Below are 11903 nucleotides of genomic sequence, written 5' to 3'. Positions count from 1 at the left end.
ACCGACACGCCCTCACGATATAGGTTTGGTTTTATCGCTCTATAGTAATCGCTCTCCTGGCGGGATCACACATTACGCCTGTGAATATGTGACGCGGTTAAACCGCGCCATACCCGGTCTGATAACCCAAGGTACGGCGGCGATCAGTTTCAGTCTACGCCGCGTTTTTTTGGGCTTACAGCCCAACCTGCGCGGGCGGGTTGAGGATGTCGGCAATTTGCGCGTCACTGAGCGTAATGCCAAAGAAGTGCTGGTAAAAATCCCGCGTTTCTTGCTGCATATCCACATCAGCAAAGCGCTGCGGGTAGAGCATTTTTGCCAGCCACAGGAACTGTAACGCCTCTTCGCTGGTTTCCCGGCACCACCAGAACATCCCTTTCGGGTTGGCATACACGCGATGGTGAACCACCGCATCCACACCCGCCCATTGTGGTGACGTCAGGATCGCCTGCGCATCGCGGCGGTTCATCGCCACAATCACCGACGGATTTGCGGCCACCACTTTTTCCAGCGCCACTTCCCCGGCGCTGTTTTTCTTGTCGCTAAACCAGTTTTCCGCCACATTGCGCGCCCCCGCCAGATCCATCCAGTCCTGATTCAACGACGGGCGGCCGGTGGTCGTGAGCGCATTGCCCATGCTGTGATAGACCGTCACCCGCTCAGACGCAGGTAGATCCGCAAGACGGGTTTTCACCAGCCTGGCATTACGATCGAAATAGCGCTGGTAGTCGCGGGCTTTCTGCTGCGCATCCGTGCCCAGCACATCGGCGGTTTGCTGCACACGATGGGTCAGCGCTGCCATCGAGTTGGCTTCAAATGCCAGCACACGCACACCGGTTTTCGCCAGCATATCGTCCTGTGGCACCGCCATGCCTTTCGGCACAAAAACCAGTTGCGCACCCAGTGCAATCAACTGCTCCGGATTCAGCTCATGACCCACATTCACGCTGACCACCGCCACGTTTGCAATGCGCGGCAGACTCTGGCGAAACAACGGGATCTGTTGCGCCACGCTGGACGTCCCCACAATGTTTTCGCCATAACCCAGCATGGTGATGATGGTGTTCTGCGCGGGCCACGGGGAAGCAATGCGCACATCTGCGTGTGTATCAGCGGCCCGCAGGCCGCCACTGACTAACATGCCCAGGCACAGAACAAGGGCGAGAAGCCGTTTCATGTTTCACTCCACTCAGAAGTCGAACGTCACGGTAGCGCGGACTTCACGGCCACTGCCCAGGAATGCGCTTGGGGAACCGCCGTCACCATCGGTGCTCGACGGGAAGATGGACGCCCAGTAGTGCTCATTGGTCACGTTATTCACCGTCAGGCGCAGCGTGGTGGGGATATCGCTGATTTTGGTGCGGTAACGCGTGCCGAGATCCAGTGTGGTGTAACTGTCGGCCCACGCGGAGTTGGTATCATTGGCGGCGCGTTTACCGGTGTAGTGGATGTTGGCGCTGTAGACCAGTTCCGGCATTGACGGCAGGTTGTATTCAACCAGCAGGTTAGCCTGCACTTTCGGCACGCCGACCACGCGTTTGTTGGTGGTACTTTCCGAGACGGTATCTTTCAGTTGCGGGTCGAGGAAGGTCACACCGCTGTAGATATTCAACCCGTCATACACATGCCCGGTAGCAGTCAGCTCCAGCCCGTTGTTCACCTGCTCGCCCTGCTCTTTGTAAACCATGTCGGTTGGGTCGACATAAGCGAACGGGCGTTTCAGGCGGAAGATCGCCGCACCGAGGTTCAGATCCCCGAGATCGGCTTTCAAACCCGCTTCATACTGCTGACTGCGATACGGGTCCAGCGTCTGACCTTCGTTTTTGATACCGCTGCCGGTGGAGGCGGTGCCCCCCTGCTCCAGCGAGTCCGCATAGCTGACGTAGGCCATCAGCGCCGGGGTTATTTTGTACATCAGCGCCACGTTCGGGCTTAATCCATTTTGATCATCCTGCCCGGTCTGATTGCCGGAACTGTTGTAGTTCTTTGTTTGCAGCCAGCTTTGGCTCAGGTAGAACATCGCCGACCACTGCGGATTGAAGGTCACCGTATCGCCAACGGTGATGCTCTGCTGGGTGTTCTCGCTGGACTTGTAACGCGAGCCGTTGACGTTGATACGCCCGTCGCCCGGTTCGCTCATTGACGATGGCGAGTACATATTGCTACTACCAAGCGAGTAACGCGTGGTGGAACCTTTCGCGCCATAAATCGACCAGACATAGCCGGTGGTAGAGAGCGCCAGATCGTGGCCGATGCTGCCGGTATCGACGTGGCCATTCAGGGTTACGGTGTTGCTCAGCACCTGGAAACGGCCCGCCGCGCTGGAGTCGCTCAGCGAGCGGGTAATATCGCCGTCGCTGTTCGTGATGGTGCTGCTGACCGAACGCATCGCACGATCGGCCTGCTGCCAGCCCACCCCGGCAGTCATTGACCAGTCGTCATTAAAATAGTGGATCAGCCGCGTGCTGAGCGTGTCGGTGGTTAAGTCATTCCCCGCCGTACTGAGCGTCAGATTCTTGTCTTTCGGGTTTGGCGCAGACGGCAGCTTAATGCCGGCGCCGTAACTGAAGCTCCCCGGATACCCCTTCTGGATAAACTCATAGTGGCTGGCGTCTAATTGCAACTGCGTGCCGGGGTTGATGTTCCAGTCAAAGGCCACCGCCAGCAGTTTGCGGCGCAGGGTGCTGTCGTCGAGGTTGCCTTCACCCTCTTCATTCAGGGCGTTAATGCGATAGCCAAAGCGTTTCTCATCATCAAGATGACCGCCCAGGTCGACACTGCCTGTTACCGCGCTGCGGCTCTGGTAACCGAGCGTAACGCGGCGCAGCGTCTCTTCGGTGGGGCGTTTAGCCACAAAGTTAAACTGCCCCGCCGGGCTTGCCGGGCCATACAGCGCCCCGGTCAGGCTGTTGAGCACATCCAGCCGTTCGAGCATTTCCACCGGGAAGGCGGTGGTGGAGACAATGTTCAGCCCGTCGAGGCGGCTGTTCGCCACCACGCTGCCCTGCATACCGCGGCTCTGCGGGCGGCCTACGTCCATACCGCCGCGCGCCTGCATCTGCGTGCTGGGGGAGTACTTCATTAATTCGCTAACGCTTTTCGCCTGCTGATTTTCAATCATCTCGTGTGTGACGGTGGTACTGGAATACGGTGTATCCACCCATGCTTTATTACCGAGCGGGCCGACATCAATATCCGACGTTTTAAATCCGGCGCCTGCCGCTGCATCATTTAGCGTCGTGCTTGTTTGCCCGGTCACGACGATTTCATCGTCTTTCTGTTTCGTGTCGGAATTATTTGCCGTTGAAGTCGCTGCCTGTGTGGCAAAAGGAATGAGAAGTGGCAACAGCGTTGCCAGCCTGGAGAGTTTAAGCATGGGGAAATATACCGTTATGTAAAACGATATATTACGATCGGTAAAGATATGTCTCAATTGACAGAGATCATAACGGCACGGATTATCAAGAAGTTACTACGTAGGGATTATATTTGAACGTTATTCACGTGACGGGATAATAATAATGTGAGCAGTACCGTTACGTGAATATAAGGGAGGAACGGTTATCACCGGGATAACCGTTTTATACCTGATGGGATTATATTGTGGCACCGTTAACCATATACCACGGTTTTTGGCCAGGGCAGTTATGGATGCCCCACTCCCGCACGGGTTGCAGCTCCTTACGGCCAGATTCATGAACAACGATTTTGTAGACTTTTAAATACCGCTCAGCCAGGCGCGAGGGGTCTGGCCGTTCAACATTGACATAGTAATAAGCGCCCGGTTCCGGTTTAAAGGTGACATAGCGCTCATTCACACGCGCCTGGTTCGTCAGGATCCCGCCGCTGCCATCCCGCCCGGCATAAATAATGCGCACGCTGATAAACTTCTCGGCGCTAACCCAGTATTCATCGCGGTTTTGCGTCATATCCGCGACGTAAGGCACACCAATTCGCTTGTGATCGCCCATTAAAGAGCCGGAACCAATAAACCCGTTTTTATTGGAATAAAGATTAATACAGCGGTCGGTTTCCGGGTAAATACGTGCCTCGGTATTATTCAGATCGAACGCCACGCCCACGCGATTTGGGCCGGTATAATCTTTGATACTCTGGTTATATTCTTTAACCATTTCATAAGTTGAGCAGCCGTTGAGTAACAGCACGCCCGCTAACGCCACCATCGCTTTCATTATTAAAACTCCTTGTAAAAACAAAATGATGCGATGGGATAAGAATAAACTCAATACGGGCAGGGAAAAGACAAAGTTGTTGCTGGCATTGCAGTTAGAGCGGGATTAAATGCCGGAAGTTTGAGGTAAGACTTAACCGTGAGAAATAAGCGTTCATGCCCGAAACAGCGGTAACGGTAGATATACTGCTCACAGCGCGAATGCCATGAGCAGTGGCAATGAATGATCACTCACTATGTAGTGCGTTATCAGTTCAACGGTGTCAGAGCGCTCAGTTTAACAAACCCACGTTTGTTGCTCAGATGCCCTTTTTCCGCTTCGTCGTAAACTGCAACATAGATCCACGCTTTATCGACAGTTCTGATTTTAGCCAGCGTTTCATTACTGTTGACCGAGGCCAAATCTGACGCTGTTTCACTGGCCTCGCTTTTCAGGGATAACGTCTTTTCACCCTCGTTCAACTGATACAACACGAGATAAGGCGTATCTGATCCACAGCCGCCGAAATCCTGAGTCATCATATCGTCAGCGTTTTGCGCAGCATTATCCGGCTGAAATGACAGCAGATCGGCTTGATAGTTATCTGCGTTGCACTCCATATAGTTAACCACCGCAGGTACTTTAATCGTACCGGGTTGGTTAACGTACCACTCTTTAAAGGTAAAGAAGTTATCCGGGATATTCCTAAAGTTCTTTTTGATAAATGCGATCTTCTGCGCTTCACTGCCTTTAACCGTAATATCAATTATTTTGTTATCTTTCTTTTTATTACCCAGGGCAAAATAGCGAAACGCTAACTCTGGCGTATTGACCGTTGCATCAGCATTCCAGTTCGGTTGCCAGTAAGCCTGGAGTACACCGTTTTTTATTTCCATCGTCGCCATTGCGCGAAGAGAGAACACTGCGAGAAAAAGAAGGAACATCAAGCTGGCGTATTTTTTCATTTTTTGCAATCCACGTAGCATGAGGTGATTAATACATTAAAATTTTCTATCCCTTTATCAACCATCAATTGCTTAATCTCTTCATATAACCCCAGGCTTTGCCCTATTCGGTCATCTCCTTTTGACTTCCCAGGCAATAAACAACCATCCGTGTCGGCGGGAACGTTGCCTGGATGGATCAGTATAGCGCGACTTGAGGGTACGCTCGCATTGAACAAATTAGGTAATGGACTGAATTTCCGCATTCTGCCGCTGGCATGCCATTTCAAGCTATAGGAGCCGTCAGGGATTCTTTTTCGTAAATTTGCTTCCGTCGTATCCGGCCCGGGGCGTTCCAGAAAATAACCGGAGATTTCAGTGCCGGATATCGAGAATTCACTTATTGTTGAATTTTCGCTCTGCCATAAACGTTTGATGAAAATAGTGTAAGACATAATGATTTATTCCATCCTGTTTTTATTGCTCTTTCACTTGTACTTATCATATGAAAGAAATCCTTATTTCATTATTCCGGCTCAAACAAAATGAGTAGTTAGGATTATTCCTATAAGGCAAGAAACTAATATATTGAGGATGAAACACAGGCAGTGTAAGTATCCATGCAAAACGAACCATTCACTTTTAGAGATCTTCCGACATACTGATTATGTCCTCTGAAGAGATCACCATGCGTAAAGCCCGATTCACCGAACACCAGATCATTGACGTTCTGAAGTCCGTCGAGGCCGGACTGCATCGTTATCCCCCCCGCAGTGCCGAAGGGCTGAGCGTCACCGGCGTCAACAGGCCGAAGATGATCCAGTGGTTTAAGACCTTCCCCGGCGCACTCAATGACACCGGTGATGTACCGGTGATTAAGCATGGGAACGGGCATTTTGGGTAAACCTGACGGCTTATAACACGATCCCGACGCTCAGGCCGGGATCGTTAATGGTTAAGGAAGTCTGGTTCTATCCGACCTTCTGCTTTCAGGATTTCAATAAAATACCTGTAAGTTTCTGGATCTCCCTCAACCAGGTCATCTAATATTCTTTTCGCTATGAGGGGCTTAAAAAAGATACCGTCTTCAAAAAAAATAAAGTCACCAGACATTGTAGGATCAGTGACTTCCACTTTACCTGCATTAAATACAGACAAACCATAATTTTTAACCAGTCCATAAAAATATGTTTTCCCTTTTATCCAGTAAATAGCGTATACATCTATTAGTGTTCCATCATTTTCTTTTATTTTCATTTAACAGCATCCTTAATAGACTCAATCACCTTAGCTGGGTCACTGACATTTCTCTGCGGTGTGGTAATTTTCATATCATAAGCCTTATCAGTAAATGAATTATATTGATAATGTACTGTTATTGTTGAGCCATCAGATAATTTTTGCTTCGCTTCCATCTTCTGGAACCCCGCAGATGTTGGAAAACGGAGATCTTTGTTCATTCCCTTAAGGGGTTCTCCAGCAGAAGCCGGATTTGTCCGAACCTGATTCCATACAATTTTTTCATTCAGATCACGCGGGAATGGATTCTGTATACCCTTAGCGGTCGTTATATATTCCGCATTCTTGATTAACTGTTGCTGTTCCCTGGTCAGGCGCGATATCGGATTATTCGCTGCCGGCTTCTCAACTGTTAACCCAAATATCACACCCGCCAGTATCGCTTTATTCAGGTTATTCTTATGCAGATCCGTATTATTCGCTACTGGCTCCAGTTCAGAGATCGAATAAGCAACCAATCCCTGGCACTGTGTATTACAATCCGGTGAAGCAGCCAGCGCTTTCAATTTCTCAAGCTCGGCTTTCTGCTCGTTCACCGGAATACCCGTTGCCAGCGCCTTCGCCTGCTGCTCAACATCCAGCTTTTTCAGGTCAGACAGAAGCTGCTCTCTCTCCTCATCGGTCTTCGCGTTCGCGTACTTTTCGGTGAAGGTCGTGATGTCCTTGACACCCAAAAAGTTATTCTCCACCTCAACCCGCGCCGCATTCCCTGCGCTGACCATGCCGTTGGTGTTGCCGGTTGCCACACCGCCGCCGACTGCCCCCACTGCCGACACCAGGTTGAGGATCACCATCTTCTCATCCGGGTTTAACTGATCGGCTTTTTTGCCATACAGCGCCTGAGCAAATTGTTCTGCCCCGGCGGAGGCGATAAACCCGCCGATGGCGCCTGCGGTGGCATTACCGCCCTGTGCTTTGGCAAGCGCGGCGGAAATCACCGTATGCAGCGCTATACGGGCCGCTTCACTTTCGTGTGTGGCTTCTTTTACCAGTTTCGCCAGCACCGGTGCTGCGCCCGCCGCCATACCGCTCTGCGCATTGCCGCCAAGCACACCCGCCAGTAACCCGGTCATCGCCGAACTGGCGGTCCAGAACGGGCTGCCGATGCCGTACTCCTTATCCACCTCTTTAAATTCAGCCGACGCGGTGACTTTGTCGTTGATCTCCTCATCGCTCAGCCCTTTCAGCTCGCCGCGCGCCGCCATCTCGTCACGCACTTTCTTCTTCGCAGCATCCAGCTTGCTGTCCATATACGCCGTCATTGCCTGCGTACCCAGCGACGTCGCCTGCTGCTGAATCTCCAGCTTGTCTTTGATGGCCTGCTTGTCGAAGTTGTTTTCCAGCGCGTTGTGCGCATTCGCCGTATCGCGGCTCAGGTCTGCCACATCCTGCTGCTGATTCGCCTTGTAAAAAACTTGCGCGATAAGTAGATCGAGACGTGATTCATCAAGGGTATGTCTGGATTTACTAATTCTTAGGTCAGGTTATTTAGATTAACGGTTTATTTTTATGGTTTGGCTATAACAGCACCAATTTTTTCGTCTTTGATGATTTAAATGGTAACTTCATAAAGTGTATCAGGAGGAGCCTGATAGATCTCAAAATCAGCATGGATTACATTATGCAACTCTGATAATTTTATTCTCTTTATTGTCGTAATCTGATTACATTCTGTTAATGCAACAATCATTTTCGTTGCTTTTGTAAGCTTAATAATATCCTGTAGTGTATTTAATAGTAAATCAATCCGATCTTTTGCGCGAGGAAGAAAATCGCCATGCAATATATCAGGATCATATTCATTATAGTCTATAAGGTATGTTGCATTAGGATAGTCAGGATAGTCCCCAATAAGAAATGAAAAAACACCAGTTGCAGGAATGAACTCACTCGGAAAATTATAAAGCTCATCAACATTTATCCTGGCAATTCCAAGCCTGCTGTTATCTATATATGATTGCAATGAACACTCATCAGCACTATCAAGAACAGGCAGTACATAACCACAAATATCATTTGACATAATATTTTCCTACAAAACTTTCTGCATAAATATAAATTCCCACTAAAATTTTAAGCATAATGATTATTTAAAACTTGAAATAGTCATTTAATTTTCATTTTTGATTATAAAAATAAGAGATCACAATTACAAAGTGTGTCTTGACCAATTAAAATCACCCCGAAAAGTCTCTCAATGCTGTATGGACATGTTCTGTATGTTCAAAGTAGCTGATAAGAAAATCGAAATCAAAGAATGGCGATTTTATATTGTTAAACACCTCATGATTAATGTCTCGCCCTCTCTGCCTATTGAATATCTCTTGCGATTTATTAATGATTTTAACATCTTCTATATTCAGACTGCTTTCAAAATTCAGCATCTGCAAAAGAACATCTCTTTCTTCGAACTGAAGACTTAAACCACCCGAGAAGAATATATATATCCCTATATTTGAATCCGTAAAATCTAAACTCTTTCCAGAAAGCCAAATATATTTACTCCCAGTAAAGAAAGATACAGGAAGAGAGTGATATATATTTCCTTTACCACCATCAAGACACATGCAATATGTAACATCACCTTCGGCAACTATTTTAGCTTTTCTCAACAAGAATGATGCCACTGAATCATCAGAATCATAACTATCAACATATTCTGCAATTATCCCTTCAGGGTTTTGAGCAATAACCTGATACCCCCAAAGATCTTTGTCCGCATTTATTTCAAGATTTTCTACACTCACAACTATCTTGTCATTCCCATTACAGGGATCTATCGCAAAGTAAGAATACAACCCTGAAGTATTATCCATGTTAAGCAGAGCCGGATAACCTTTGGTGATATTGATATTGTGATTCATTACTGATCCTCATTTAAAAGCAGATCTGGAAATATTTTCCTATTGATTGTTATTATTATCCCTAACTGAGAGTGATGTTTATGCTAATAGATTTTCTTTCAGGTCAGCTTTATAATAACACTCTTAAATGTCAATTATAATACGGAATGTATCCATGAGAATGGTCGTAAATGCTGAGGTAGAATATTTCATCATAAGCTAAAGAAACAATCCAACATCCTTGAACAATTAGTTGCAAACGAGTCTATTTGCACTTAATAGAAAAACTCTCTTTTATAAATCAATAACGTGGTTTTTAATCGAAATGTTATTATTTTCATCACAACTAAAATAGGAAGAAAGATAGGAATAATCGTGAAAAGGACTTTTAATACCATTTAAATGTAACGCACTGAAACTTCTTTTTTTGAGACCAATAAACAACTCTTGTGATTTATTTAATGATTTCGCAGACTCAATGGAAATGTTGTTATCAAGTTCAATAGATTGAGCTATTATATCAGACTCATCGAACTCCAGGAACAATCTTCCTGTAAAAACCATTCTTAACCATACCATAGTGTCATGATAATCTGCGCTTCTTCCAGCAAGTAAAATATATTTATCACCGATATCAAAACCGCAATCATCAGAGTGATAATAATTTTCACCTCCATTTTCCAACCGCATAAAGACACTTTTTTTCTCCATCACCACCCTTGCACGTTTTAATACCACAGTTAATATGCAATCGGGCTCATTAACATCTACTTTTTTTAACAAAGTAGCTATTATACTATGTGGGTTATTATTTAGAATTGGAGAAAACCAAACATCTTCGTACATGTTTATTTCTATATTCTCCAAGGTTATAAAAAAATCCCCATTACCCCATGAAGATATTTCAGGAAAGGTGATGTAATGATGTAATCCGACGCCACTACTCATACAGATAAATCGTTCATAACTATCCGTGATATCTAAAGAATACATTGTCATTTCACCCATCCATTTTAAATAATAGTATTTTAATGAATAACGCTCTGTTAATGAACAATTTCCGCACATAACTCTTATACAAGGTTGAGTGGGCTTGTAAGTGATCTCTTCCCTGCTATTGTGAAATGTGCCAGATAACCATCCCGGCATGACGAAAACCAATCCAGATCAAATTCTAAAAACTCTTCGTTCATTTCCGTCATTTTGTACTCTTAATACTGCAAAGCGAACTAATGTATCTCCGTTCGCAATTTTAATTCCAATTCAAAAGACTGTGCTGCCCGACTATGTAACATTTGTAAACTACTACAGGCACTGCTTTACTGAAAGTCCTCACCAATTCGGTAGCAGAATAAATAGTAAAACATCGACTATTTTTAATCCATTGAATGTCAATTCTTCTTATTAAAAGTAGAAGAAAACGCCTATTTTATAATCAATTGCAAGATTTACTTGAGAGTATAGTTTTTCTAAAATTATGCTTGAGGGAACTATGTTTATTCGTTCCCCAATGATTACCCTACACTGACGAAGTTCATCTAAATCAGTTATGTTCTCATCTTCATAGTCGTCTATATTTTTACCCAACTGGTTGTTAAGAATTTCAATGATCCCTGAATCCCATAATTCATTGTAATCATGTTCTTCAAAAATCACCTCAACGAGGTCCTCCTCCTGACATTGATCATAATCCAATCGATTCATTGCTTCAAGATTTACGGGGACAGCTATGCATTTCATATTATTTTCTCCCATCAATATTGAAATGAGTAACTTGGTTATATTCAGAATGAGACTGATCCCTTCCCAATATCGATGCCAGGTTAAATCAGAGATCCGGACCTTTTTGCAGACTCTGGACAAACTCCTCCGGCGTCTGGTATTCAGGATATTTCGCTTCTAATTGTATTACGAGGCTTCTGATATGCTGGCTTCACGGCAGACATCCTTACCGGTACACCCGGCCTCAACGAACTTCAGAATGGCGATGTTCTGATGCCCGATGAATCATGCTTTACACATGGCAATATCCTCAACGGACATAATCAGTATGCTTGAAGATTACTAAAATTGATTGGTTCGTTTTACACGAGTGAGATTATACACTCATAAAAATCCATTATAATTAACATTTATTCCCAATAAATTTTCTGACCTAACATAGATTCTTTTCAATAAGAATCTAATGAAAAAAATTCTAAATTAAGTATAAGGTCTGGTTTCCCAGTTAACGTTTTGAGGTAATAATGGTAGAAACGTTTCCCCTCCCTTATATTCATTAATGAATTTTTTATTTTGTCTCCTGACCTCTTCGCGATCCAAATCAAGCTCTACATCCTCCAACTTACTTGTCCGGGATACATTTTCCAGTAACTCAAAAGGTACTTTTGCATAATTCTCGATCAGGGTAATCACTGTCGGCAGTGCCATTGAAGAAGTCTCCCATATCCATCCTTCTCCGCAATCAATCATACCAACAGGATCGAAAACAACTTGCAAGCCATAACCTTTATCACCCTTATGAATTATATAAATGGATACGATTATTATATCCAATTCTGAAACTCTGTCCCGGTAAACGCAAATGCTCGCATTTCGGCCCATCGTTATATATCGTTCGATATCAGTTAATAACATTTTAAAGC

13 protein-coding genes are annotated in these 11903 nt (G+C 45.6%); 1 reads left to right on the top strand and 12 read right to left on the bottom strand.

Translation table 11 applies throughout. The annotated features are described in order from the left end of the window. Nucleotides 1-175 precede the first annotated feature (175 nt). The 5 genes from N7922_RS00275 to N7922_RS00255 all read right to left on the bottom strand — a co-directional run bounded on the left by N7922_RS00275 (nt 176) and on the right by N7922_RS00255 (nt 5571). Complete coding sequence (locus N7922_RS00275; RefSeq protein WP_411554299.1) at nt 176-1141, bottom strand: ABC transporter substrate-binding protein; 966 nt, start codon at nt 1139-1141, stop codon at nt 176-178. A 48-nt stretch (nt 1142-1189) separates the two neighbouring features. Further along, entirely contained in the window at nt 1190-3376 is a 2187-nt protein-coding gene (locus tag N7922_RS00270; RefSeq protein WP_263098727.1) for a TonB-dependent siderophore receptor, read from the bottom strand. 220 nt (nt 3377-3596) lie between these two features. Next, nucleotides 3597-4193, bottom strand: a complete 597-nt coding sequence (locus N7922_RS00265; protein WP_263098726.1) for a hypothetical protein — start codon at nt 4191-4193, stop codon at nt 3597-3599. A 248-nt stretch (nt 4194-4441) separates the two neighbouring features. Then, the gene (locus N7922_RS00260; RefSeq protein ID WP_263098725.1) at nt 4442-5137 is read right to left on the bottom strand and encodes a hypothetical protein; all 696 of its coding nucleotides are present in this window, start codon (nt 5135-5137) and stop codon (nt 4442-4444) included. Next, entirely contained in the window at nt 5134-5571 is a 438-nt protein-coding gene (locus tag N7922_RS00255) for a DUF5675 family protein (RefSeq protein WP_161586832.1), read from the bottom strand. Before N7922_RS00255 ends, N7922_RS00260 begins: the two co-directional genes overlap by 4 nt. 233 nt (nt 5572-5804) lie before the next feature. Between N7922_RS00255 and N7922_RS00250 the strand changes: the two genes are divergently transcribed. After that, nucleotides 5805-6020, top strand: coding sequence for a hypothetical protein (locus N7922_RS00250; RefSeq protein WP_263098724.1), 216 nt, complete (start codon nt 5805-5807; stop codon nt 6018-6020). A 44-nt stretch (nt 6021-6064) separates the two neighbouring features. Here the strand turns inward: N7922_RS00250 and N7922_RS00245 are convergent, their stop codons facing one another. From N7922_RS00245 to N7922_RS00215, 7 genes are all read right to left on the bottom strand, one after another. Continuing rightward, on the bottom strand, nt 6065-6373 hold the full coding sequence (locus N7922_RS00245) for a hypothetical protein (protein ID WP_263098723.1): 309 nt from the start codon (nt 6371-6373) through the stop codon (nt 6065-6067). Next, nucleotides 6370-7800, bottom strand: a complete 1431-nt coding sequence (locus N7922_RS00240) for a VENN motif pre-toxin domain-containing protein (protein WP_263098722.1) — start codon at nt 7798-7800, stop codon at nt 6370-6372. Before N7922_RS00240 ends, N7922_RS00245 begins: the two co-directional genes overlap by 4 nt. A 167-nt stretch (nt 7801-7967) precedes the next feature. Next, entirely contained in the window at nt 7968-8438 is a 471-nt protein-coding gene (locus tag N7922_RS00235; protein WP_263098721.1) for a hypothetical protein, read from the bottom strand. 154 nt (nt 8439-8592) lie between these two features. Next, the gene (locus N7922_RS00230; RefSeq protein WP_263098720.1) at nt 8593-9279 is read right to left on the bottom strand and encodes a hypothetical protein; all 687 of its coding nucleotides are present in this window, start codon (nt 9277-9279) and stop codon (nt 8593-8595) included. Between the two features lie 273 nt (nt 9280-9552). Then, nucleotides 9553-10407 (bottom strand): hypothetical protein, encoded by an 855-nt coding sequence (locus N7922_RS00225; protein WP_263098719.1) that lies wholly within the window; start codon nt 10405-10407, stop codon nt 9553-9555. Between the two features lie 255 nt (nt 10408-10662). Next, on the bottom strand, nt 10663-10998 hold the full coding sequence (locus tag N7922_RS00220) for a hypothetical protein (RefSeq protein WP_263098718.1): 336 nt from the start codon (nt 10996-10998) through the stop codon (nt 10663-10665). Between the two features lie 462 nt (nt 10999-11460). Further along, complete coding sequence (locus tag N7922_RS00215; protein WP_263098717.1) at nt 11461-11895, bottom strand: hypothetical protein; 435 nt, start codon at nt 11893-11895, stop codon at nt 11461-11463. Nucleotides 11896-11903 lie beyond the last annotated feature (8 nt).

This window comes from Kosakonia sp. ML.JS2a (genome assembly GCF_025642095.1).
In the GTDB taxonomy this organism is placed as follows: Bacteria; Pseudomonadota; Gammaproteobacteria; order Enterobacterales; family Enterobacteriaceae.
This window is presented reverse-complemented; position numbering and strand designations above follow the sequence as displayed.

What these genes read in the sequence shown, in the direction of transcription:
- N7922_RS00260 (WP_263098725.1), bottom strand. Translation starts at nt 5,137, where the DNA reads ATGAAAAAATACGCCAGCTTGATGTTCCTTCTTTTTCTCGCAGTGTTC.
- N7922_RS00275 (WP_411554299.1), bottom strand. Translation starts at nt 1,141, where the DNA reads ATGTTAGTCAGTGGCGGCCTGCGGGCCGCTGATACACACGCAGATGTG.
- N7922_RS00225 (WP_263098719.1), bottom strand. Translation starts at nt 10,407, where the DNA reads ATGCCGGGATGGTTATCTGGCACATTTCACAATAGCAGGGAAGAGATC.
- N7922_RS00250 (WP_263098724.1), top strand. Translation starts at nt 5,805, where the DNA reads ATGCGTAAAGCCCGATTCACCGAACACCAGATCATTGACGTTCTGAAG.
- N7922_RS00230 (WP_263098720.1), bottom strand. Translation starts at nt 9,279, where the DNA reads ATGAATCACAATATCAATATCACCAAAGGTTATCCGGCTCTGCTTAAC.
- N7922_RS00265 (WP_263098726.1), bottom strand. Translation starts at nt 4,193, where the DNA reads ATGAAAGCGATGGTGGCGTTAGCGGGCGTGCTGTTACTCAACGGCTGC.
- N7922_RS00215 (WP_263098717.1), bottom strand. Translation starts at nt 11,895, where the DNA reads ATGTTATTAACTGATATCGAACGATATATAACGATGGGCCGAAATGCG.
- N7922_RS00255 (WP_161586832.1), bottom strand. Translation starts at nt 5,571, where the DNA reads ATGTCTTACACTATTTTCATCAAACGTTTATGGCAGAGCGAAAATTCA.
- N7922_RS00220 (WP_263098718.1), bottom strand. Translation starts at nt 10,998, where the DNA reads ATGAAATGCATAGCTGTCCCCGTAAATCTTGAAGCAATGAATCGATTG.
- N7922_RS00245 (WP_263098723.1), bottom strand. Translation starts at nt 6,373, where the DNA reads ATGAAAATAAAAGAAAATGATGGAACACTAATAGATGTATACGCTATT.
- N7922_RS00270 (WP_263098727.1), bottom strand. Translation starts at nt 3,376, where the DNA reads ATGCTTAAACTCTCCAGGCTGGCAACGCTGTTGCCACTTCTCATTCCT.
- N7922_RS00235 (WP_263098721.1), bottom strand. Translation starts at nt 8,438, where the DNA reads ATGTCAAATGATATTTGTGGTTATGTACTGCCTGTTCTTGATAGTGCT.